The sequence below is a fragment of the Neobacillus sp. YIM B06451 genome, from assembly GCF_032667185.1.
GTDB lineage: Bacteria > Bacillota > Bacilli > Bacillales > Cytobacillaceae > Bacillus_D.
Window position 1 is genome coordinate 104007 of record NZ_JAVFKJ010000013.1, and the last position, 21288, is coordinate 125294.

A 21288-nucleotide genomic window follows, 5' to 3' on the forward strand; every position below is an offset into this window, starting at 1 on the left:
AGGAAATGAAGAAACCGGAATTGCTTGTAACACCGACAAGCATCGAGGATATTGTGCCGCTGGCGGATGCCGGTGCGGATGCCTTTATTGTTGGCGAAGAAAGGTACGCCCTTAGGCTAGCGGGCGAGTTCAGCCGTGAAGATGTCCTGGAAGCGATCAGGCTTAGCCATGCAAAAGGGAAGAAAGTGTATGTGTCAATGAACGCTATTTTCCATAATGAGAAAGTGGAGGAATTGGCGGATTATCTTGCTTTTGCAAAAGATGCCGGTGCGGATGCGGTGATTTTCGGGGATCCGGCTGTTTTAATGGCTGCCCGTGAAGCCGCGCCGACTATGAAGCTCCACTGGAATACCGAAACGACTGCAACGAATTGGTACACTTGCAATTATTGGGGCAGGAAAGGTGCCAAACGTGCTGTTCTCGCGCGGGAAATCAATATGGATGCAATTGTTGAAATAAAGGAAAACGCAGAAGTGGAAATCGAGGTTCAAGTACACGGGATGAGCTGTATGTTCCAATCAAAGCGGTCATTGCTGGGCAATTACTTCCTTTATCAGGGCAAGGAGATGGAGATTGAAAACGCCAGGCTGGAAAAGGACATGTTCCTCCATGACAAAGAGCGAGGAAACAAGTATCCGATTTTTGAAGACTCAAATGGGACGCATATTATGAGCCCGAATGATATTTGCATCATTGATGAGCTACAGGACATGATGGATGCCGGAGTTGATTCTTTTAAAATAGATGGGATTTTGAAATCCCCCGACTATATTGTCGAGGTTACACGCCTTTATAGGAAAGCGATAGACCTCTATTGTGAAGATCCGGATAAGTATGAAGACGCCAAGGGCGAACTTCTGGAAAGAATCGAGGAAATCCAGCCACCGTCTAGGCCGCTTGATACCGGATTCTTCTTTAAGGAAACGGTTTATTAAAAGGAGGTAGTTGGCCGTGAGCGCGGTAAAGGATAGAATATCAGAAATTATTGATGGCAAGCGGGTAATTGTCAAAAAACCTGAGCTCCTTGCCCCAGCCGGGAACCTTGAAAAGCTGAAAATCGCCGTCCATTACGGAGCGGATGCAGTCTTTATCGGCGGCCAGGAATACGGCCTCCGTTCCAATGCGGATAATTTCACTTTTGAGGAAATGAAGGAAGGCGTGGAATTCGCTAAAAAATATGGTGCGAAAATATATGTAACAACGAATATCTTCGCCCATAACGAAAACATTGACGGCCTTGAAGAATACCTCATGGGCTTGAAAGAGGCGGGCGTAGCCGGGATTATCGTGGCCGATCCCCTCATTATCGAAACATGCCGCAGGGTCGCACCTGGCGTTGAAGTCCATCTTAGCACCCAACAATCCCTATCAAACTGGAAGGCTGTCCAGTTTTGGAAGGAAGAGGGGCTTGAACGCGTCGTACTTGCCCGGGAAACAAGCGCGGAAGAGATTCGCGAGATGAAGGAAAAAGTTGATATTGAAATTGAAACATTCATCCATGGGGCAATGTGCATTGCCTATTCAGGTCGTTGTACACTTAGCAACCATATGACCGCCAGGGATTCGAACAGGGGTGGATGCTGCCAATCATGCCGGTGGGATTATGATTTGTACAGGCTCGATAGAGAAGGGGAAAATCCTCTTTTTGGCGGGGAAGATGCGCCTTTTGCTATGAGCCCGAAGGATTTGAACCTTTTGCAATCCATCCCGAAAATGATTGAACTTGGCATTGACAGCCTAAAAATAGAAGGCAGGATGAAATCAATCCATTATATTGCGACCGTGGTTAGTGTATACCGTAAAGTGATTGATGCGTACTGCGCCGATCCGGATAACTTCTCGATTATGCAGGAATGGATCGAGGAGCTGGACAAGTGCGCCAACAGGGAGACGGCTCCGGCATTCTTTGAAGGCGTGCCAGGGTATAAAGAGCAAATGTTTGGCAATCATAGCAAAAAGACAAGATTCGATTTCGCCGGCCTTGTCCTTGATTATGACAATGAGTCCAAAATTGTGACCTTGCAGCAGCGGAATTTTTTCAAGCCAGGCGATGAAGTTGAATTTTTCGGCCCCGAAATTGAAAACTTCAACGCTGTGATTGAAAAGATTTGGGATGAGAATGGGAACGAGCTTGACGCCGCCCGCCACCCATTGCAAATTATTCAATTCCAGCTGGACAGGCAGGTATACCCGAACAACATGATGCGGAAGGAGAACTAGTATGGAACGCAAACCAGTTGTCATCGGGGTGGCCGGAGGGTCCGGTTCGGGCAAAACGTCCGTTACAAAAGCGATTTTTGACAGCTTCAAAGGCCATTCAATTCTGATGATCGAACAGGACTATTATTACAAAGACCAAAGCAACATTCCATTTGAAGAACGCCTGAAAACAAACTATGACCACCCGCTTGCTTTCGACAATGACTTGTTGATTGAGCATTTAAAAATGCTCCTCCGCAGGGAGCCGATTGAAAAGCCGGTCTATGATTATTCACTGCACACAAGATCGAAAAAAGTAATCCATGTCGAGCCAAAGGATGTCATTATTCTGGAAGGAATCCTCATCCTTGAGGATGAACGTCTCCGGAACTTGATGGATATCAAGCTGTTTGTCGATACTGATGCGGATATCCGGATTTTGAGAAGGCTGCAGCGTGATATCAGGGAACGGGGAAGAACAGTGGAATCGGTAATCGACCAATATGTTAACGTTGTAAGGCCGATGCACAATCAGTTTATCGAGCCGACAAAGCGCTATGCGGACGTCATCATTCCCGAAGGCGGGCACAATCATGTTGCGATTGATTTAATGGTAACAAAAATTCAAACTATTCTTGAACAAAAGTCTATTTTATGAAACAATAGCATAGAAATAGTTAAATGGAAATTTATTTCCGGGTGGCCAGGTCCGGCAGGCTTTAGGATGTGGATGGATTATTCCAAATTCTACCGCCGTGCTTTGTTCCCCGGGCAAATGGAGAGGCGGCCTTGTACAGGCTGGCCTCCTTTTATAGGAGCAGGAATCCTCTCCTTACATATGAAAAAAGAAAAGAATGATTGCACAGAATAGAAGGAGTGAACACATTGGCAACAGAGAAAGTATTTCCAATGACCCAGGCCGGGAAAGATAAATTGATTCAGGAGCTTGAACACTTAAAAACAGTCAAGCGAAAAGAAGTGGTGGAACGCATTAAAATTGCCCGCAGCTTCGGCGACTTGTCCGAGAACTCGGAATATGATTCCGCGAAGGAAGAGCAGGCATTTGTAGAAGGGCGCATCACCACACTTGAAAATATGATCAGGAACGCTAAAATCATCGATGAAAGTGAAATCGTCGGCGATTCCGTTACACTTGGCAGGAGCGTTACATTCGTGGAGCTGCCTGATGGCGACGAAGAAACGTATTCGATTGTCGGCAGCGCGGAAGCTGACCCGTTTGAAGGGAAAATTTCCAATGACTCGCCGATTGCCAAAAGCCTCATGGGCAAAAAAGTTGGCGATACTGTATCAGTCCAGACACCGGGCGGGGAAATGACCGTCAAAATTACATCAATTAAATAGGATTCAAACATGCGTTTGAAATTAAGGCATCTCGTCAAAGCTTTTGACGAGGTGTTTTTTTATGAGAAGAAAACGTATTTTGGCAGTCGGAATCCTGTCTATTTTCAGTGTTTTTCTGTTGCTTTGCCGCCTGGCCCAAATTCAACTGGTTCAGCCTGAGAGTTTTTCAAGCAGGAATATCAACCTGATTGAAGAAAGTGTCAGGCAAAGGGCCCAAATAGCCCCGTTGGATAATGGGAGAGGGGACATCCTTGACCGGAACGGAAACCAGATTGGCCAAAAGACAATTCCGGTCCTAATTTTATTTCCTTTTTTAAAAAACATGGAATGGGAAGCAGAAAAGGTTGCCCAGATTGTTGGGTTACCCGTACATGAGTTGCTAGATAGCGTTAAACAGGCAAAAAAGCCGTTCGTATTTGGGACTCCCACTCCCATCCAATTATCAATAAGCGATGTTAGCGAAATCAATGCATTGAAAATACCCGGGGTTTTTGCCGTCGAACGGAAAATACCGGATGAATTTATCCCGGGCAGGCAGCTGCTCGGCATCGTCGGAGAAAATGAGCGTGAAGCCAGAAAGCGCTATCCGGACAACCGGCTTTCCCCCAGGACTCCAATCGGCGTTTCCGGGCTTGAAAAGAGTTTCGATCCCTTTTTAATCGGTGAGGGTGATGCAAGCATTGTGTACCATGTCGATGGCAAGGGTAATCCCTTGTTTGGCGCGAATGTTAAAATGAAAGGGGAGCGAAATCAGTTTTATCCGGCCAATATCCGTACCACGATTGACCTTGATATTCAAAAGAAGGCGGAACAGCTTGTTGACAGCCATGGTATAAAAAAAGGCGGCATTGCCCTGCTGGATATTGAGACAAACAGCATTCTTGCGCTTGTCTCACGTCCCACCCCCAATCCCGGCAACCCCTTTGGCAATCGCGGCCTTGATAATGTGATGCTGAAGGAACAAATTATGGGATCTGTTTTTAAAACAGCGATTGCAGCCGCCGCCATTGATAATGGTCTTGCTGAATCATCAAGGCTATTCGATTGCAGCAGGAAGGTGAATGGGCAGCCCGATCCGAATCATAACTATGGAATGAGGAATTTTTCGGAGAGCTTTGCGATTAGCTGCAATTACACATTCGCGAAACTTGCGAGGGAGCTGAAGGCTATCAACCCCGGCTTGATCGAGGAGTACGCATCCATGCTTTCCCTTACAGGCGGAGTGGGATGGGAGGGTAATGTATTTCATTTTTCACATTTCCGGCAGCTCGAGGGTGAGGAGAGCGGTCGTGTTTTTTTAAAAGAAAGCGAGCGGGAGGACGACAATTTCGTTTCGCTTACCGGTATTGGCCAAAAAGAAGTCAGGGCGACACCGTTGGCAGTGGCAAATATGATGGCGACAATCGCCAGGAACGGTGAAAAACAGCATGTTCGGGCTGTTTCGGCGATTGAATACAAAAACGGGACAACGATGTTTGAATTTCCACAAACGGAGATAAGCGGGAAGACGGTGTCACCGGAAACGGCCCGCACGCTGCAGCAGTTGCTGAGAAATGTTGTGGTTAATAACGAAGGAACAGGAAGATGGTTTTCTTCCCTCCCTTATGAGGTTGCCGGGAAATCCGGAACAGCGGAAACAGGAAAGTATTTCGGGAATGACCAATTGCATAATAAATGGTTTGCAGGGTATTTTCCGTTCGGGAAACCGAAGTATGCCCTCGTTACGGTCAACCTCGATGTTAAAGGAAACGAAGGAGGCGTAAATCCGCTTTTCGCCGATATGGTAAACTATTTGCATAGCCTTAACCAGCTTAATTAGGAAAAGGTTATTTCTTCATATTTCCCGCTTCTCATGTTAGAATAATGTCAATCTTTCTTAGGGAGGCCTAGCCAATGGATGAATATTCAAATAGATCGCGTTTGCGATACCGAGAGAAAAGAAAAAAAACCAATATAATTTTAAATAGCTTAATTGCAATTGTTATTCTTCTTATTCTGGTTGTTGGATTTTCAATCTTTGCGGGGAATGATGATGCCGCACCGAAGAATCCTGACAAAACGCAAGCCGGACAAAAGGCTGGCAGTCCGGATAAAAACAGCGGGAACCAAGGGGAAAGTGGGGGCCAGGACTCCTCAGATGGCGATTCTTCTGCCGGGACGGATGATAAAAGCCAGGATGAAGATGAAAGCGAAACAGATGAGGATGCTGGCGAGCCCGTCATAACAGAGGGAGGCAGCTCTCCGAATGTAAAAAGGACAATTGAAAATCCGGATTGGAAGCCTGTTGGCACAAGCCAATCCGGCGACCACCAAGTCGTTATTGACAGCAGCTCCCCTGATTGGGATGAAATGCACACTGCGCTCGCCTATGCCATCGGTACGGACAAGAACAATATGACAACATGGTGGCTTGAGAGGGATCGTAGCAAAGAAGGCGGGGCAATTGGAACGGTAACGGAAAAAGGAAGCGACCAAGCTTATCGGGTTTATATCGAATGGGTTGATGGTGAAGGCTATAAGCCTGTTAAAGTCGAAGAATTGTATGAAAACGATAAAAAATAATAATAGCAGGGGCGGATGAATGCCCTTGCTATTTTTTTAGCTTAAAATGCACCGCGGCAGAAAAATACGATTTTCCTTCTTCATTCACATGCATTTGGTGTGAAACCGAATGGACGCGCAGCATAATCGCCTTGTTCACTTCAATCTGCGAGGCTATCTTCTTTTCAAGGGTTTTCAGATCAGCCGCCTCAAAAAATTCAATTTTATCCTCAATCAGGTCAAACTGCAGATTCACCGGAATCCCTCCCCTCGTTTTGTCTCTTCTATTTTAGCCCTACAATAGAAAAGTCGCAATTCGGCTGTTGAAGAATTGGAGAGGATATGGTAAATTGGGAACAAGGTTCACTTTAATTCATAGTATATCAATAGGAATTGTGTGTTTAAAATTTTAAACATATGGAGCGTGCATATAAATGGGCAGGGAATTTCTTGACTTATTCGAGGTTTGGGCGGAATCCTATGACGAAAGTGTTGAAGGCCATGATAAGGAGTATGAGGAAGTATTTAGGCATTACAGCAGGATCCTGGAAACAGTGGCGGAACGTTCAATCGGGCACGTCATCGAATTCGGGGTCGGCACCGGGAATTTGACGAGCAGGCTGTTGGACAGGGGGCTAAAGGTAACCGGAATCGAACCCTCACCTGCAATGAGGAAAATAGCCGAGTCAAAACTTTCTGGAAGAGCAACAATCCTTGACGGCGATTTCCTGACGTTCCCTGAGGTTGAAAATCCTTATACTCTCGTAAGCACCTATGCCTTCCACCATCTGACCGATGAGGAAAAACGGGAGGCCGTAGCCCTTTATGGAAAACTTTTGCCGAACGGTGGTAAAATAGTATTTGCGGATACAATGTATGAATCTGCCGAGGCGTATAAAGGCGCTATTGATAAAGCGAAAGAAAATGGCTTCCATAACCTGGCCGCTGACCTTGAACGGGAATATTACACAACCATTCCTGTCCTAAGGGCAATTCTGGAAGAGAACGGCTTTCGGGCCAGCTTTTCCAGATGTAATGACTTTGTCTGGCTGATGGAAGGTGAAAAAACTTAGAAAAAGAGAGGTTTCATGATGAAAATTGCCATTATTGGAGCGATGGAGCAGGAAGTCGCGTTATTAAGGAACAATATCGAAGGGAAAACCCGCGAGGTCATCGCAGGCTGTGAATTTACTTTAGGTAAAATGCACGGGGTGGACGTCATTCTTCTCCGTTCCGGCATTGGGAAAGTGAATGCGGCGATGTCGACCGCCATCCTTTTGGAAAGATTCAAACCGGACTGCGTCATCAACACGGGTTCGGCGGGAGGGTTCGATCCTTCCCTTGATGTTGGCGACGCGGTTATTTCGACCGAGGTGCGCCACCACGATGTGGATGTCACTGCATTTGGCTATGAATATGGACAGGTTCCTGAGCTTCCTCCAGCATTTATAGCCGATGAAAAGCTTGTTGCAATTGCTGAAGCCGCAGCGGCTGAAATTGAAGATATCCAGATCGTCAAAGGGATGATTGCAACAGGAGATTCTTTTATGCAGGATCCGGTAAGAGTTGAATTTGTAAGGACAAAGTTCACGGGATTGCAGGCGGTTGAAATGGAAGCGGCCGCGATTGCCCAGGTTGCCCATCAATTCAATGTGCCGTTTGTCATTATCCGTTCCCTTTCTGATATCGCGGGCAAGGAATCGAATGTCTCCTTTGACCAGTTCCTTCATAAAGCGGCCCTCCATTCGGCAACGCTAGTCATGAAAATGGTATCGGCCCTTAAATAGAAGTAGCGGGATGGGGGAGAAAAATGCAGGTTTATAGCAGCGTCCATGAATTGATTGGGAATACGCCCATTGTGGAAATAAAATCATTTCCACTTCCTGAGGGAGTCAGAATTTTTGCCAAGCTTGAGTTTATGAATCCTGGCGGGAGCGTCAAGGACAGGCTCGGCATGGAATTGCTTCGTGAAGCATTTGAAAGCGGGAAATTAAAGGAAGGCGGAACGGTCATTGAGCCTACCGCGGGAAATACAGGCATTGGCCTTGCGCTTGCCGCCATCAACAGGGGGATTGAGGTAATTTTTTGCGTCCCCGCCAAGTTCAGCATTGAGAAGCAGGAGCTCATGAAAGCGCTTGGTGCGAAAGTTGTCCACACGCCAACCGAAGAAGGCATGAAGGGGGCAATCAAAAAAGCGAAGGAATTGCTTGAAGAGATTCCCGGTTCATACTGCCCCCAACAGTTCGCGAACCCTGCGAATCCGGAAACATACTACAAAACCCTTGGCCCCGAGCTTTGGGCGCAAATGGATGGGGAAATCGGTGTATTTGTAGCGGGCGCGGGAACGGGCGGAACCTTTATGGGAACCGCCCGTTACCTGAAGGAAAAAAAGAAGGACATTAAAACCGTCATTGTGGAGCCTGAGGGTTCCATCCTTAATGGGGGTGAGTCCGGCCCGCATAAAACAGAGGGCATTGGCATGGAATTCTTGCCAGGTTATATGGACACTACCTATTTTGATGCTATCCATACTGTCCTTGATGAAGATGCTTTCGGCCTGGTCAAGGAACTGGCCGCCAAAGAAGGGCTGCTCGTCGGAAGTTCATCAGGGGCGGCATTCCATGCGGCGCTCCAAGAAGCCAAAACAGCCGCGCAGGGAACAAATATTCTTGTGATTTTTCCGGATGGAAGCGAACGGTACTTAAGCAAAAAAATCTATGAAGGCGGGATATGAATTGAAAAGGAAAACGAAAATGATTCACGGTGGCATTCCGATCGATCCATTCACGGGAGCCGTTTCCGTACCAATTTACCAGGTTAGCACTTACAAGCAGGAGGGCGTAGGAGGCCATAAAGGCTTTGAATACTCCAGGACCGGCAACCCGACAAGGCATGCCCTTGAAGAACTGATTAAAGATCTTGAAGGCGGACATGCAGGCTTTGCTTTCGGATCGGGGATGGCCGCGATGACGGCTGTAATGATGCTTTTTAATTCAGGCGATCATGTTATTTTGACAGACGATGTCTACGGCGGCTCTTATCGGGTAATGACAAAGGTTCTGAACCGTTTGGGCATTGATAGTACTTTTGTGGACACTAGCAATCTTGAAAACATTGAAAAAGAAATCAAGCCGAACACGAGAGCTATCCATCTTGAAACGCCAACAAATCCGCTTATGAAAATCACAGACATCGAGGGAGTTGCGCGGATCGCAAAAGAACATGGGCTGCTGACAATTGTCGATAATACGTTCTCGACCCCTTATTGGCAAACTCCAATCGAACATGGAGCGGACATTGTCCTCCACAGCGCGACGAAATACCTTGGTGGCCATAGTGATGTTGTCGCGGGCCTTGCAGTCGTGAACAGTGAAAAGCTCGCCCAGGAGCTTCATTTCGTCCAAAACTCAACCGGAGGCGTACTTGGGCCTCAGGATTCGTGGCTTATGATGCGCGGAATGAAAACACTCGGAATCCGGATGGAACAAAGCGAAGCCAATACAAAGGCAATCGTTGAATTCCTTGTCAACCATCCGGGGGTAAAAAAGGTCTTTTATCCGGGACTGGAAACCCATCCAAATCATGCAATTGCCAAGAAGCAATCGCGTGGTTTCGGAGGTATGGTATCATTTGATGTAGGCAGCGCGGAAAAGGCCGATGAACTGCTTGGCAAGGTTAAATACTTTACCCTAGCGGAAAGCCTTGGTGCTGTAGAAAGCCTCATATCTGTTCCCGCGCGGATGACCCATGCATCAATCCCTGCTGAAAGGCGCGCCGAACTAGGCATTACGGATGGCCTCGTCCGAATTTCCGTCGGAATTGAGGACGCCGAGGATCTCATTGAAGATCTTAAAAACGCATTGGAATAGCAAATTGCAACGCCGGCCTCGCCTTAGGGCCGGCGTTTTATTTATCGAAACTTAAGATGAATCACAATAAATTAGCGTTTAGTGACAACCAATTGGCAAAACCCAGTTGGGTTGTCACGCAAAGCCCTGATTCGTGACAACGAACCGCCAAAATCCAGTTTGGTTGTCAAGGAAGGCCCTGATTTGTGACAACGAATGGCCAAAATCCAGTAAGGTTGTCACGCAAAGCCCTGATATCGTGACAACGAACCGCCAAAATCCAGTTTGGTTGTCAACTAAATCCCTGGTTCGTGACAATAGCCACCATTGGCTTGCCAGCAAATCAATGTTCCAACAATGTTAATAATTACATTGCTCACAAAGCGTAAAAATATGTTAAATTAGTTTAGTATTCTATTAGAAAAGCAGGTGAGCAAGATGCATCTACAGGCAAAAGAACTGTTTGAAAAAATGACCGATACCAAATGGTTTGGAATCGTCCTTTTGGCAACGGGCTCATTTTTCTATATAGGCGCCATTCTTCCTACAGCGTCCGCAAACGTGAAGGATGCTGCCGGCATGACAGCCTCGTCTTTAGTTTTCCTTGGGGGTTCGATTCTCGCTTTCTTGAAATCGAAGGAGTATAGGGAACAACTAATGGAACATGAAGATGGGGAAGAATATTTCCAATAAACAGCATCGCCCTTTCAGTTGGGCGTCTTTTTTTTGCTCTTTTTGTTAAAAACACAACAGGTATTTACCATAAATATGAAATTGATGAATTTTTTTCATCAAAATGGTTTACAAACATTCATGTAGTGTATATAATGGCAATGGTTGGTAAAATATTCTTGGAAGGAGGCATTACCATGATTAAGTTTTACGACGGAAACAAAACTTCATATAAAGTTCATGCATGTTCTGCCTTCAAGGATTGGATTGCCTAACAAGTAAGTTTGTTCAATTAGCCATATCCATGCCGTGGGAGAACTGTGCCCGCGGCATTTTTATGCTCAAATTAACCTTTAGACGCCGAAGCCTGCCCACTTGATAAAAGGGGTGGCTCGAGTGAATAGGTATGCCGCAGGGAAACGATTCTTTCTGCGGCTTTTTTGTGTGGTTAAACGATCGGGAATCAAGGAGGTGAGTGAGATGACGTTAAACATTTTCTTTATGACAATCACGATTAAGAAACGGGAAATGGACCCGGAAGAAATAATGGAGCGGGAACGCATTCGGAAAATTACCGAGGAAAACAAAAATCGCCAATTTTCAATGTACCGCCCGTTTTAATTAAAGGTGGTGATAAAAGATGACACTTCAACTTTTTTTCTTAACAATTACAATTAAAAAGAGGAACTTCAGCCCGGAAGAATTGATAGCCATGGAGCATTCAAGAAAAATCCATGAGGAAAACAAAGCCCGCGCACTCAATCTTTACAGGCCACTCTAACAGGAAAGGGGAATAATGACATGATATTTTTAATGCAAAACAGAAGAGGTTGGTATTGGATTTGGAAAGATACGGCGTAATCGATTTTCCTGAAAGGAGGAAAAAGGCATGCCGATCCATTGTTTTTTACTCGGTTTATTATTCAAGCTGAAGAGAGCAGGCCGGGTTATAGGGTAAAAATGCCACAAAGCTGTACGGTAACTACTATATATACTATAATTAAGATATAGATAACAGATTGAGCAAGGGGTGCTGATTATGTTCTTGATGGCGTTAGCATTGATTATCACAGGGGTAATTGGCTGCGTTATTGCCGCCGAGGTAAGCGTAGAGGATTAATAAAAGGAAAAAAGCATTAGCCGCCGGGTTAATGCTTTTTTCTTATAGGTTAACTCCGCCGATTCGGCCTGAACCAAAGATATACGACCAGGAGGATTGCTCCAGCAGCTGCCAGCCCCCTTTTAGCCGAAAAATCTCCAAACATCAGCTGTGCGGCTGTAGCTAGGATGACAATAATAAGAACAAGCAATAAAACGATTTTTTCAGCCAACTCTTTTCCCCCTCTTTCACTTCTATTCTACAATCCGCTTCATGTTATGTCCATTTGCCCACAGCAAGTAATTTCGTTTGTTTTTTACTCAATAGGTTTATTTTACCAGTGTAGGTAGTTGGTAGAAATTTTGGGCGGACAGACACTTTTCCCGTTTTTTTTACATAGAGTTAGGTAAAACACAAGCTGAGCAGAAAGCGGGGAGAGACTATGTCCGGTATTCTTGCTGCCCTCGGTTACTTGGTTAAGGAAGTCGTATTTCTCGTTTCCTATGTGAAAAACAATGCCTTCCCGCAGCCGCTGTCTTCGGCCGATGAAAAAAAGTACCTGAAGCTAATGGCGGCGGGGGATCCGAATGCCCGAAACCTCCTTATTGAACACAATCTCCGGCTTGTCGCCCATATCGTAAAAAAGTTCGAAAATACCGGGGAGGACGCCGAAGACCTCATTTCAATCGGGACTATCGGGCTCATCAAGGCAATCGAAAGCTATTCTGAGGGGAAAGGAACGAAGCTGGCAACCTATGCCGCTCGTTGTATTGAAAATGAAATACTCATGCATTTAAGGGCTTTGAAAAAGACAAAAAAAGATGTTTCCCTTCATGATCCGATTGGCCAGGATAAGGAAGGAAACGAAATTTCCCTGATTGACGTTTTGAAGTCAGAATCCGAAGATGTCATTGATACCATCCAGCTGAATATGGAGCTTGAGAAAATCAAGCAATACATCGGTGTCCTCGATGCAAGGGAAAAGGAAGTCATTGTCGGAAGGTTCGGGCTTGATTTGCAAAAAGAAAAAACACAGCGGGAAATTGCCAAGGAGCTTGGGATATCCAGGAGTTATGTCTCGAGGATTGAAAAGCGCGCGCTAATGAAAATGTTCCATGAATTTTATCGGGCCGAGAAAGATCGCAGAAAAAAAGGAAAAGGTAGCTAAATCTAACTGGTTCGGTTTTGAAGTACAAAATTCGAATTAGCAATGCTTTTCGCGGGGTAAATCGCAGTTGAATTAGCAGGCACTCTAGCAATGAAATTAGACGCAAAAAAGCTCGGAGCTCGCATTGTGATATGCTTCGAGCTTTTTTATCGTATCACTTTGTTGAAGATTAGCACCGTTTGTTTAAGTACGCTTTTTCACAATATTTATTTCCCTATAAACCAAACAGTAAAAATTATGCCATTCATTAAACACACGTATAGCGGGATTAACGAAGTAAATAAGGATATAATCATTTTCGCTTTTTTACGTTCTCCATTTGCTCTGAATAAGCAGAAAAGCGATACAATCACTAATAAAAAAGTAGATAACGTTCCTGTTAACAACACACTTCTTTTTACTTCCCCAGTTAGCCTTGCCCATTCTTCTATATTAAACACAACTATTAAACCTACAAGGGCTAATGACATTGAGGTAATAAACCAATTAGCGAACTTGCTCATTCATCTTACCTCCCTTCCTAATTTTGTTATGTACCCAGCTTCATTGATAATACATCTCTTTTTAGTGTAAATTTACACTAATGATAACAAAACACTCAAAAAATATCTACTAATTTTATACATAAATAACCAAAAACCTGCTTACCATTTTTAACACACGAATTTGCATAGCAATTAGCATACGAATTAGCACGCTGACAATAACTTCAGTCACTCTGTTAAAAGGTATGCAAATTTAAGTGTTAAAACACGATTAAACGTACAGCACTACCTGATATATTAACAAAAAGATGCAGTCCAATTCAGTTGCGAATTGGACTGCTAATTTACGTGCGAATTAAGTTTTTGTACTCGAAAACCGAACCCGTTAAGCTAATCCTAGCTGCCTTTTTCTTTAAAGTTACGGATGTGTTCCGGCCATATACCGTTGAAGCTTAAATGTTTAATCCACCATAGACTGGAAACTTGTCTGTAAACATGGCGGAAGCCCGAGGCCATGCCTATCCATGTTAGTCTACCCACTTGTATCCAACTCCCCAAACGGTCGAGAGATGGTCATCCACCGGGAAGCCCGCTTTGCGCAGTTTGTCCCTGAGGTTACGGACGTGCGAGTCGACTGTCCGATCTTCCGTTGTTGCGGCAAACCCCCAAACGGTGGTGAGTAAATGTTCACGCGTGAATACTTTGTTCTTGTTCTGCAACAAAATCGCTAGGATTGAAAATTCTTTTGGTGTGAGAGAAATGGGTTGCCCCTCGTAAGCAAGTTCAAAGGAAGACTGGTTCAGGACAAGCCCCCTGAATGAAATGGTCTTGTCAGTTGGGTTCCTCCTTCTCATGACCGCCTCAATCCGCGCGATTAGTTCTTCTTCGTCAAACGGTTTTGAAATATAATCATCCGCACCAAGCTTCAATCCTTTTACAATATCGGGCTTTTCTGTCCGGGCTGTCAGCATGATAACCGGGATATCCGAATGTCTCCGGATTTCACGGCAGGCTTCCCAGCCATCCAGTTCTGGCATCATCAAATCGAGGAGGACGAGGTCTGCTTTCCCGCTTTCCAAATAGTCGATGGCAGGAAGAGCAGAAGTGAATGTAAAGCACTGAAATCCTCGTGGCGAAAGATAAAGTGAAAGCAAGTCGAGCATTCTCTGTTCATCATCGATAAGGATAATCGTCTTCAAGGTACCCTCTCCCGGCAAAACGCAAGTAGTTATCTCCATTATATAGGAAACCCTTCCGGCAACGTGGATTTTTCTTTTTTCTAACAAAGTTATATAACTCGAAATTAGTTATTGTAATCCAGCTTCAGCGCCTAGCCCCTCGAGGTCATAAGCCGTGTCTTGGGTCAGCGGCTAGGGGCTCGGGGTCATAAGCCAATCCGTCTAGAAGGCAAATGGCGCTTTTTGGCCGGCTCGTCTTATGCCTGTCGCCCCTGGTCAAGCCGCTTATGCATTTCGTGGTTCCCTCCGGAGGGCAGGCCCGTCCTCGGAAATGCTCGCATTTCCTTCGTGCGTGGGCCAATTCAGGATGTAATTCAGTGTCCTGCGGGCCCCGTCTTATGCTGGTCGGGGCTGACCACTAAGGAAAGCTCCTTAGAATAATCATCGCAGGGACAAGCGGTTTTTTGCTTGTCGCGAAGGCGCTTACGCATTTTGTTTCGCCCATGCACGATTTCGCCCGGTACATATTCTATAGTATAGGAAGGGGTGAATGCNTAGAATAATCATCGCAGGGACAAGCGGTTTTTTGCTTGTCGCGAAGGCGCTTACGCATTTTGTTTCGCCCATGCACGATTTCGCCCGGTACATATTCTATAGTATAGGAAGGGGTGAATGCCATGTATTATGGGTACCCATACCCTCCATATCCATATGCATACCCATATGGGCCTGGTGGCGGGGGCTATGGTTTTGTATACGCGCTTTTCATCATTCTCTTCATTATTATCCTGCTCTTTGGCGGCTGGTGGTATTTCTACGGCAGGCCATGCTAGGGTAATGCCGGGCTGCCATGATGGCGGCCCTTCTTTTTGAAAAAATATGGACTTCCTAAATTGGTAATCTTCTGAAAATAATCTATAATAAAGTGGTACATATTTCCGCGGGCATTGCGCCTGCAGCAAAAAAGACAAGGGGGATCATAATGGTCAACGCAACGTATTCGGATGTGTGGAATTTGGATGTGTTTTTTCCAGGCGGCAGCTCTTCACCAGAGTTCCAGCGCCACCTTGAAAGCACCAAGGAATCAATCGATCTATTTTTTAGCGAAGTGGAAAAGTGGGAGCCAAAAGGCGGTGCCGGGGATGCAGATGCATTGGACAACCTCATTGGCCTCTTTGAAAAAACGGCAATGAAAACCCGCCAGGCAGGAGCTTTCCTTAGCTGCCTGAAGGCACAGAACACTGAGGATAAAAAAGCGCATGAACTCCTCTCCAAGGCGACTGGCCTGAATGCTTCCTTCCAGACTGCTCTGACAGTTTTCGATGGCAAGCTTGCTAGAATTGAAGAGGAGCAATGGAAGGCTCTGATGGAAGACAGCAGGCTGAAGGAATTGGAATTCGTTCTGACTGAGCGAAGGGTACGGGCTGCCGAAAAACTTTCAGACGCCGAGGAGGCAGCAATAAATGCCCTCGGAATCGACGGTTACCATGCATGGGGCCAAATGTACGATATGGTCGTCGGCAAAACTAAGGTCCATTTTTCAAAAGACGGGGAAACAAAGGAACTGTCTGTCGGCCAGGCCGCAAACCTGTTCTCCAACCCTGACCGCGAAGTCCGTAAAGCTGTATTTAAAGAATGGGAAAAGGCTTGGGAAGGAAATGCCGATTATTTGGCGAAAACCCTTAATCACCTGGCAGGATTCCGGCTCAATGTATATAAATTAAGGGGATGGGATGATTTCCTTAAAGAACCGCTAAACTACAACCGGATGAAAAAAGAAACACTGGATGCTATGTGGGGTGCGATAACCGCCAACAAGGAACCATTGAAAGCCTATCTAAAGCGGAGGGCTGAATTGATGGGAGCGGAAAAACTAAGCTGGTATGACCAGGATGCTCCGTTTGGCAGCGCGGATTCCAAGGTGCCTTACACCGAGGGAGCGGAATTCATCCTTGAGCAGTTTTCCAAGTTTGGAGGGGAAATGACTTCCTTCAGCAAACATGCGTTTGAAAATAACTGGATTGAAGGGGAGGACAGGCCTGGGAAAGCGCCGGGTGGTTTCCATACGTATTTCCCTGAATCAAAGCAATCAAGGATTTTCATGACCTACTCGGGAACGCCTTCGAATATTTCGACATTGGCTCATGAATTAGGCCACGGATTCCACACCTATGCGATGAGGGACCTTCATTTGCTTAACCGGAGCTATGCGATGAACGTAGCAGAAACCGCTTCGACTTTCGCGGAAATGATCGTTGCGGATGCGGCTGTCAAAAATGCGAAGACAGAAGAAGAAAAGCTGGCGCTCCTTGACGATAAAGTCCAGCGTTCTGTCGCTTTCCTTATGAATATCCATGCCAGGTTCCTGTTCGAGACAAGCTTTTATGAAGAGCGGAAAAAAGGCTTTGTCAGCGCTGCCCGCCTGAATGAATTGATGGAGAAAGCGCAACGGGAAGCTTATCTGGATTCTCTCGAAGAATACCATCCTACATTCTGGGCATCGAAGCTGCACTTCTTCATTACAGGGGTGCCGTTCTATAACTTCCCTTATACGTTCGGCTACTTGTTCTCGCTAGGAATTTATGCAAGGGCGCTCGAGGAAGGAAGCGGTTATGAGGAAAAGTATATCGCTCTTCTGAAGGATACTGCATCAATGACAGTCGAGGAGCTCGCTGAAAAGCATCTCGGAGCAGACCTGACCAAACAGGAATTCTGGGCAAGCGCTATAAAGCTCTGCATGGATGATGTCAATGAATTCCTTGAATTGACCAAGAACCTTTAATTTACATGAAAACACCCCTGCAGCGGATAAACTGCCGGGGTGTTTTTAGCGTCAAAACGTAACAACGTATTAAATTTGTCTATCTTCAGCACTAAACAGGCACTTCGCTTTTCTTATACCTTCCTGAGTTTAAACGGGCTGACCATCAGGAAGGATAGTACCATAACTATGAACAGGAATGTTTGCGGCGGAGCATAAGGAATGGCAAGGAAACTGAGAGTAACCAGGCATCCGGCCGCAGTGATTGGCAAACCTGTGAAATAGCCGTTGCTTTCCGTGATATTGAACCGGGCCAGGCGAAAGGCTCCGCAGGCGATGAAGAAAATGGTGAAAAACGATCCAGGGCCGCCAAATTCAGATAAAATTCCTTGATATATTAATAGTGCTGGCGCCACGCCAAATGATATAATATCACTCATGGAATCCAATTGCTTTCCCAACTCTGATTCGATATTGAATTTCCTGGCAACCATGCCGTCAAACCTGTCCGCCAAAGCGGCGATGAAAATGAGCAAAAGGCTAAGCCTTAAATTTCCGTGCATTGTAAATATAATTGCAAAACCACCGAGCGACAAATTCATCAATGTCAGGACATTGGCTGTTTGTGTTTTGAGTTTTTTGACTGTTTGGTCTACTACATCCAATAAAAACATTTCCTCACTCCTTTTTTGCAATCCGGATTCCTTTTTGAAAGGTCCGGTATAAGAAAGAAACAAAGGCAGTGGCCAAGGTTCCTAATTCTTGCACACGATCCATCGGCTAGTCGTAATCATTAACCTATCATACTTTCATTTTAAGGCTTTTATGACGGTTCGTAAAGAGTATATTTACACTATTTGGAGGTTAGTACATTGTTTAAGCCCATCTACAGGCTTTTCATCGAGTTGACAAATGGCAAATGGACTTCTTCTCTTCTAAGGAATTTTGCAAGGTCCCCAAGAAGCAGAAAGACAGTCTCCCGCTTCGCCAAAGCATACAAGCTCAACACCGCGGAAATGGAAACGCCGCTCGGGGAATATCCGACTTTGCACGACTTGTTTATCAGAAAGCTTAAGCCTGGCTCCCGTCCGGTGAACCAGGAAGAGTTTTCCGTTGTCAGCCCTGTCGATGCTGTTATTGAGGACATTGGCACCATTAAACCGAACAGTGAAATGGAAGTGAAGGGAAAAATTTATTCCGTCATCGACATGCTCGGGGACAAGGAAACAGCTGAAAAATATATGGATGGAACTTATATGATTTTTTATTTAAGCCCGAGCCACTACCACCGTATCCACAGCCCGGTGGACGGGGAAGTGAAACGGCAGTGGTCGCTTGGGGCAAAATCATATCCTGTTAACAAGTGGGGCCTGAAATATGGTGTGGACACCTTGTCAAAAAATTACCGGATGATTTCGGAAATCCAAACAGCCTCCGGAATGGTTGCCGTGGTCAAGGTCGGCGCAATGTTTGTTAATTCCATTGAAACGACGCATGAAGGCAGTGAACTTAAAAAAGGCGAGGAAATAGCTTATTTCAGCTTCGGGTCAACGATTGTCCTTTTGTTTGAAAAAGGCAGTTTTACTCCGGAACGGTCGATTTCAACCCCATTTGATGTCAGGATGGGGGAAAAGGTAGGCACTCTCCGGGCAGGTTCATAGGAAAAACGGCGCCGTCGCAGCGCCGTTTTTTCATAAAAAAAAGCCTGACCAGGCGAGGTCAGGAAGATACCCTAACTTTATGTGATAAAGAGCGGCGCTGTATTTCCTTTTCGATTAGACGAATAAAATCAGGGCTTAGGTTCAGTTCTCTAGCCTTAAAATAGGACTCGATCAACAAATCATCCGACAGTTTGCGCATGCCAGAATTCACCCCCTGTTAAAATATGTGTCTAAATACACGTTGGCTTCATATAATAGTAAGTTCATCGTTGTTAACCTTAATCTAACAAAAAAAATCGAACAGAACAATCGTTCTTATTGTCCACAGGGACCAGTGGATAACCTGTGATTAAGTTGTTTATAATTGGGAAAAAGGTGATAGTAGCAAGTGGTATAATGTTGATAAAGTTATCCACATGTTCGGTTCGCGCCCAATTTGTCGAAAAGTTTTTCTAGCTATTTTCTTTTTTTGACACTTTCTCCTGAAAAAACAAGGGGAAGGAAGGGCTACAGCCTCTGTTTTCGACAATTTTTATATAATGGAGGCGGATAGTACCGGATGTTGTCAATTCACGGATTTAGTGCAAAAGAGCAAGTTTGGGAAAAATGTTTTTGAAACCTATGGCAAAATTGGTTATGATGATAACATTGCCAACCTTATGAAATAAAAACGGGGTGTTACGATGTTAAACCTTTTCCTGCCCACAGAGCATGTAAAGAATGTATTTGAGATTACTCCTGAACAGTTGAAAAAAAAGGGCATCAAAGGGATAATTACCGATCTTGACAATACCCTTGTCGAATGGGACAGGCCGCAAGCCACGCCAAAACTGATTGAGTGGTTCGATGAAATGCGGAAGAATGATATTCTTGTTACGATCGTTTCAAACAATAATGAGCAGCGGGTAAGATCCTTTTCCGATCCACTGGGGATACCCTTCATCTTCCAGGCGCGTAAGCCAATGACACGCGCGTTCCGTAAAGCCGTCGAACGGATGGGCCTGAAACGGGAAGAAACGGTTGTCATCGGCGACCAGCTTTTAACGGATGTTTTTGGAGGAAACAGGGGCGGCTTCCATACAATTCTTGTTGTTCCGGTCGCATCGACCGATGGATTTTTCACACGATTCAACCGAAAAATTGAGCGCCGGATCCTGAATTTTTTCCGAAAAAAAGGAATGATTGATTGGGAGGTTTAACAGTGGACGAGGAACGTGATATTTGTATCGGATGCGGGATAGCCATCCAGACGGAGTCCCCGGGCGAACTCGGCTATGCCCCCGCTTCCTCTCTTGGGAAGGAGCAAATCATTTGCCAGCGCTGCTTCCGCCTAAAGCATTACAATGAGGTCCAGGATGTAAGCCTGACCGATGATGATTTTTTGGAAATACTGAACCAAATCGGACATACGGACGCGTTAATAGTGAAAATCGTCGATATTTTCGATTTCAATGGGAGTTGGATTCCCGGGATGCACCGGTTTGCAGGAGGAAATAAAATCCTGCTTGTAGGAAACAAGGTGGACCTGCTTCCAAAGTCGGTGAAGCACAATAAGCTGATTAATTGGATGAAGCAAGAATCGAAGGAACTCGGCCTCCAGGCAGAAGACGTGTTCCTGATTTCAGCGGCAAAAGGCCAAAATATTAGGGAAACGGCTGAGGCGATCGATTCCTTTAGACAGGGCAGGGACGTGTATGTTGTGGGCTGCACGAATGTCGGAAAATCAACGTTCATCAACAGGATTATCCGTGACATTGCCGGCGGCCAGGATGTGATTACGACATCGCACTTCCCAGGTACAACCCTCGACATAATAAAAATCCCGCTTGATGACGGTAAATCGTTAATCGATACTCCGGGAATCATCAATCATCACCAAATGGCCCATTATGTCGGCAAAAAGGACTTGAAGGTCATTACCCCGAAAAAGGAAATTAAGCCAAAGGTCTATCAGTTAAATGAGGGCCAGACATTGTTTTTCGGCGGCCTCGGCCGGCTTGATTACACAACGGGGGGAAGAAGGGCGCTTGTGTGCCATTTTTCTAACGACCTGGGCATCCACCGGACTAAAACGGAAAACGCAGATGACCTTTATGCACGGCAAGTCGGGGAAATGCTTACCCCTCCGAACACCGATGAGCTCGATACATTTCCAGAACTCGTTAAACAGGAATATACAATACGGGAACCAAAGACTGATATAGTCTTTTCCGGGCTTGGCTGGGTGACAGTCAATGAACCGGGGGCGAAAGTAACCGCCTATGTTCCGAGGGGCGTCCAGACGATGCTTCGAAAGTCGCTTATTTAGGTACGG

General features: G+C 45.6%; 26 protein-coding genes. 19 read left to right on the forward strand and 7 right to left on the reverse strand.

The features are described 5' to 3' along the window. The first annotated feature begins 5 nt into the window (after window positions 1-5). The 6 genes from RB160_RS18515 (at window position 6) to RB160_RS18540 (ending at window position 6123) form a co-directional block, all read left to right on the forward strand. Window positions 6-935, forward strand: a complete 930-nt coding sequence (locus RB160_RS18515; protein WP_316571915.1) for a peptidase U32 family protein — start codon at window positions 6-8, stop codon at window positions 933-935. 16 nt (window positions 936-951) lie between these two features. Continuing rightward, complete coding sequence (locus tag RB160_RS18520) at window positions 952-2220, forward strand: peptidase U32 family protein (protein ID WP_316571916.1); 1269 nt, start codon at window positions 952-954, stop codon at window positions 2218-2220. Between the two features lies 1 nt (window position 2221). Then, window positions 2222-2857: a uridine kinase gene (gene udk / locus RB160_RS18525; protein WP_316571917.1), complete on the forward strand. Its 636-nt coding sequence runs from the start codon at window positions 2222-2224 to the stop codon at window positions 2855-2857. Between the two features lie 227 nt (window positions 2858-3084). Further along, window positions 3085-3561 (forward strand): transcription elongation factor GreA, encoded by a 477-nt coding sequence (gene greA / locus RB160_RS18530; protein WP_316571918.1) that lies wholly within the window; start codon window positions 3085-3087, stop codon window positions 3559-3561. Window positions 3562-3622: 61 nt separating this feature from the next. Continuing rightward, a complete protein-coding gene (locus RB160_RS18535) occupies window positions 3623-5380 on the forward strand; it encodes a peptidoglycan D,D-transpeptidase FtsI family protein (RefSeq protein ID WP_316571919.1) in 1758 nt (585 codons plus the stop codon). A gap of 74 nt (window positions 5381-5454) precedes the next feature. After that, complete coding sequence (locus RB160_RS18540; RefSeq protein WP_316571920.1) at window positions 5455-6123, forward strand: YrrS family protein; 669 nt, start codon at window positions 5455-5457, stop codon at window positions 6121-6123. Window positions 6124-6151: 28 nt separating this feature from the next. On the opposite strand, the gene RB160_RS18545 is transcribed toward RB160_RS18540, so the two are convergent. Then, a complete protein-coding gene (locus RB160_RS18545; protein WP_316571921.1) occupies window positions 6152-6358 on the reverse strand; it encodes a DUF2536 family protein in 207 nt (68 codons plus the stop codon). 178 nt (window positions 6359-6536) lie between these two features. Between RB160_RS18545 and RB160_RS18550 the strand changes: the two genes are divergently transcribed. Genes RB160_RS18550 through RB160_RS18565 form a run of 4 tightly spaced genes read left to right on the forward strand, consistent with a single transcriptional unit; the run spans window position 6537 to window position 9971 of the window. Further along, window positions 6537-7175 carry a class I SAM-dependent DNA methyltransferase gene (locus RB160_RS18550; protein WP_316571922.1) on the forward strand — a complete coding sequence of 213 codons (639 nt, stop codon included), beginning with the start codon at window positions 6537-6539 and terminating at the stop codon, window positions 7173-7175. 18 nt (window positions 7176-7193) lie between these two features. Beyond that, entirely contained in the window at window positions 7194-7889 is a 696-nt protein-coding gene (gene mtnN / locus RB160_RS18555) for a 5'-methylthioadenosine/S-adenosylhomocysteine nucleosidase (RefSeq protein WP_316571956.1), read from the forward strand. A 23-nt stretch (window positions 7890-7912) separates the two neighbouring features. Further along, window positions 7913-8836: a PLP-dependent cysteine synthase family protein gene (locus RB160_RS18560; RefSeq protein ID WP_316571923.1), complete on the forward strand. Its 924-nt coding sequence runs from the start codon at window positions 7913-7915 to the stop codon at window positions 8834-8836. A 1-nt stretch (window position 8837) separates the two neighbouring features. Next, the gene (locus tag RB160_RS18565; RefSeq protein ID WP_316571924.1) at window positions 8838-9971 is read left to right on the forward strand and encodes a bifunctional cystathionine gamma-lyase/homocysteine desulfhydrase; all 1134 of its coding nucleotides are present in this window, start codon (window positions 8838-8840) and stop codon (window positions 9969-9971) included. Window positions 9972-10085: 114 nt separating this feature from the next. Here RB160_RS18565 and RB160_RS18570 read toward each other — a convergent pair whose 3' ends face one another. Continuing rightward, window positions 10086-10268 (reverse strand): hypothetical protein, encoded by a 183-nt coding sequence (locus tag RB160_RS18570; RefSeq protein WP_316571925.1) that lies wholly within the window; start codon window positions 10266-10268, stop codon window positions 10086-10088. 120 nt (window positions 10269-10388) lie between these two features. On the opposite strand from RB160_RS18570, the gene RB160_RS18575 reads away from it, so the two are divergent. From RB160_RS18575 to RB160_RS18585, 3 genes are all read left to right on the forward strand, one after another. Further along, on the forward strand, window positions 10389-10643 hold the full coding sequence (locus RB160_RS18575) for a YrhC family protein (protein WP_316571926.1): 255 nt from the start codon (window positions 10389-10391) through the stop codon (window positions 10641-10643). 459 nt (window positions 10644-11102) lie between these two features. Next, the gene (locus tag RB160_RS18580; RefSeq protein ID WP_316571927.1) at window positions 11103-11243 is read left to right on the forward strand and encodes a YrzI family small protein; all 141 of its coding nucleotides are present in this window, start codon (window positions 11103-11105) and stop codon (window positions 11241-11243) included. A gap of 19 nt (window positions 11244-11262) precedes the next feature. Next, a complete protein-coding gene (locus RB160_RS18585) occupies window positions 11263-11403 on the forward strand; it encodes a YrzI family small protein (protein WP_316571928.1) in 141 nt (46 codons plus the stop codon). Window positions 11404-11791: 388 nt separating this feature from the next. Here RB160_RS18585 and RB160_RS18590 read toward each other — a convergent pair whose 3' ends face one another. Further along, entirely contained in the window at window positions 11792-11953 is a 162-nt protein-coding gene (locus tag RB160_RS18590; protein WP_316571929.1) for a hypothetical protein, read from the reverse strand. 210 nt (window positions 11954-12163) lie between these two features. Here RB160_RS18590 and sigK point away from each other — a divergent pair, with 210 nt between their 5' ends. Next, on the forward strand, window positions 12164-12889 hold the full coding sequence (gene sigK / locus RB160_RS18595; RefSeq protein WP_316571930.1) for an RNA polymerase sporulation sigma factor SigK: 726 nt from the start codon (window positions 12164-12166) through the stop codon (window positions 12887-12889). A gap of 206 nt (window positions 12890-13095) precedes the next feature. Here sigK and RB160_RS18600 read toward each other — a convergent pair whose 3' ends face one another. Together RB160_RS18600 and RB160_RS18605 are read right to left on the reverse strand one after the other, a co-directional pair. Beyond that, window positions 13096-13392, reverse strand: a complete 297-nt coding sequence (locus RB160_RS18600; protein ID WP_316571931.1) for a hypothetical protein — start codon at window positions 13390-13392, stop codon at window positions 13096-13098. Between the two features lie 509 nt (window positions 13393-13901). Then, on the reverse strand, window positions 13902-14573 hold the full coding sequence (locus RB160_RS18605; protein WP_316571932.1) for a response regulator transcription factor: 672 nt from the start codon (window positions 14571-14573) through the stop codon (window positions 13902-13904). A gap of 656 nt (window positions 14574-15229) precedes the next feature. Here RB160_RS18605 and RB160_RS18610 point away from each other — a divergent pair. Both RB160_RS18610 and RB160_RS18615 read left to right on the forward strand, forming a co-directional pair. Then, the gene (locus RB160_RS18610) at window positions 15230-15385 is read left to right on the forward strand and encodes a hypothetical protein (protein WP_316571933.1); all 156 of its coding nucleotides are present in this window, start codon (window positions 15230-15232) and stop codon (window positions 15383-15385) included. 149 nt (window positions 15386-15534) lie between these two features. Beyond that, window positions 15535-17334 carry a M3 family oligoendopeptidase gene (locus tag RB160_RS18615; protein ID WP_316571934.1) on the forward strand — a complete coding sequence of 600 codons (1800 nt, stop codon included), beginning with the start codon at window positions 15535-15537 and terminating at the stop codon, window positions 17332-17334. 113 nt (window positions 17335-17447) lie between these two features. On the opposite strand, the gene pssA is transcribed toward RB160_RS18615, so the two are convergent. After that, window positions 17448-17987, reverse strand: coding sequence for a CDP-diacylglycerol--serine O-phosphatidyltransferase (pssA, locus tag RB160_RS18620; RefSeq protein ID WP_316571935.1), 540 nt, complete (start codon window positions 17985-17987; stop codon window positions 17448-17450). 198 nt (window positions 17988-18185) lie between these two features. Between pssA and RB160_RS18625 the strand changes: the two genes are divergently transcribed. Continuing rightward, on the forward strand, window positions 18186-18974 hold the full coding sequence (locus RB160_RS18625) for a phosphatidylserine decarboxylase (protein WP_316571936.1): 789 nt from the start codon (window positions 18186-18188) through the stop codon (window positions 18972-18974). 58 nt (window positions 18975-19032) lie between these two features. Here RB160_RS18625 and RB160_RS18630 read toward each other — a convergent pair whose 3' ends face one another. Continuing rightward, window positions 19033-19173: a sporulation histidine kinase inhibitor Sda gene (locus RB160_RS18630; protein ID WP_316571937.1), complete on the reverse strand. Its 141-nt coding sequence runs from the start codon at window positions 19171-19173 to the stop codon at window positions 19033-19035. 484 nt (window positions 19174-19657) lie between these two features. Between RB160_RS18630 and RB160_RS18635 the strand changes: the two genes are divergently transcribed. Then, entirely contained in the window at window positions 19658-20173 is a 516-nt protein-coding gene (locus RB160_RS18635; RefSeq protein WP_316571938.1) for a YqeG family HAD IIIA-type phosphatase, read from the forward strand. A gap of 2 nt (window positions 20174-20175) precedes the next feature. Next, window positions 20176-21282 carry a ribosome biogenesis GTPase YqeH gene (gene yqeH, locus RB160_RS18640; protein WP_316571939.1) on the forward strand — a complete coding sequence of 369 codons (1107 nt, stop codon included), beginning with the start codon at window positions 20176-20178 and terminating at the stop codon, window positions 21280-21282. Window positions 21283-21288 lie beyond the last annotated feature (6 nt).

Bases quoted from the DNA above. Each gene is read 5' to 3' on its own strand.
- RB160_RS18585 (WP_316571928.1), top strand. From the start codon at position 11,263: ATGACACTTCAACTTTTTTTCTTAACAATTACAATTAAAAAGAGGAAC.
- sigK (WP_316571930.1), top strand. From the start codon at position 12,164: ATGTCCGGTATTCTTGCTGCCCTCGGTTACTTGGTTAAGGAAGTCGTA.
- RB160_RS18515 (WP_316571915.1), top strand. From the start codon at position 6: ATGAAGAAACCGGAATTGCTTGTAACACCGACAAGCATCGAGGATATT.
- RB160_RS18600 (WP_316571931.1), bottom strand. From the start codon at position 13,392: ATGAGCAAGTTCGCTAATTGGTTTATTACCTCAATGTCATTAGCCCTT.
- mtnN (WP_316571956.1), top strand. From the start codon at position 7,194: ATGAAAATTGCCATTATTGGAGCGATGGAGCAGGAAGTCGCGTTATTA.
- RB160_RS18615 (WP_316571934.1), top strand. From the start codon at position 15,535: ATGGTCAACGCAACGTATTCGGATGTGTGGAATTTGGATGTGTTTTTT.
- pssA (WP_316571935.1), bottom strand. From the start codon at position 17,987: ATGTTTTTATTGGATGTAGTAGACCAAACAGTCAAAAAACTCAAAACA.
- RB160_RS18540 (WP_316571920.1), top strand. From the start codon at position 5,455: ATGGATGAATATTCAAATAGATCGCGTTTGCGATACCGAGAGAAAAGA.
- RB160_RS18610 (WP_316571933.1), top strand. From the start codon at position 15,230: ATGTATTATGGGTACCCATACCCTCCATATCCATATGCATACCCATAT.
- RB160_RS18535 (WP_316571919.1), top strand. From the start codon at position 3,623: ATGAGAAGAAAACGTATTTTGGCAGTCGGAATCCTGTCTATTTTCAGT.
- udk (WP_316571917.1), top strand. From the start codon at position 2,222: ATGGAACGCAAACCAGTTGTCATCGGGGTGGCCGGAGGGTCCGGTTCG.
- RB160_RS18550 (WP_316571922.1), top strand. From the start codon at position 6,537: ATGGGCAGGGAATTTCTTGACTTATTCGAGGTTTGGGCGGAATCCTAT.
- RB160_RS18580 (WP_316571927.1), top strand. From the start codon at position 11,103: ATGACGTTAAACATTTTCTTTATGACAATCACGATTAAGAAACGGGAA.
- RB160_RS18560 (WP_316571923.1), top strand. From the start codon at position 7,913: ATGCAGGTTTATAGCAGCGTCCATGAATTGATTGGGAATACGCCCATT.
- RB160_RS18635 (WP_316571938.1), top strand. From the start codon at position 19,658: ATGTTAAACCTTTTCCTGCCCACAGAGCATGTAAAGAATGTATTTGAG.
- RB160_RS18575 (WP_316571926.1), top strand. From the start codon at position 10,389: ATGCATCTACAGGCAAAAGAACTGTTTGAAAAAATGACCGATACCAAA.
- RB160_RS18630 (WP_316571937.1), bottom strand. From the start codon at position 19,173: ATGCGCAAACTGTCGGATGATTTGTTGATCGAGTCCTATTTTAAGGCT.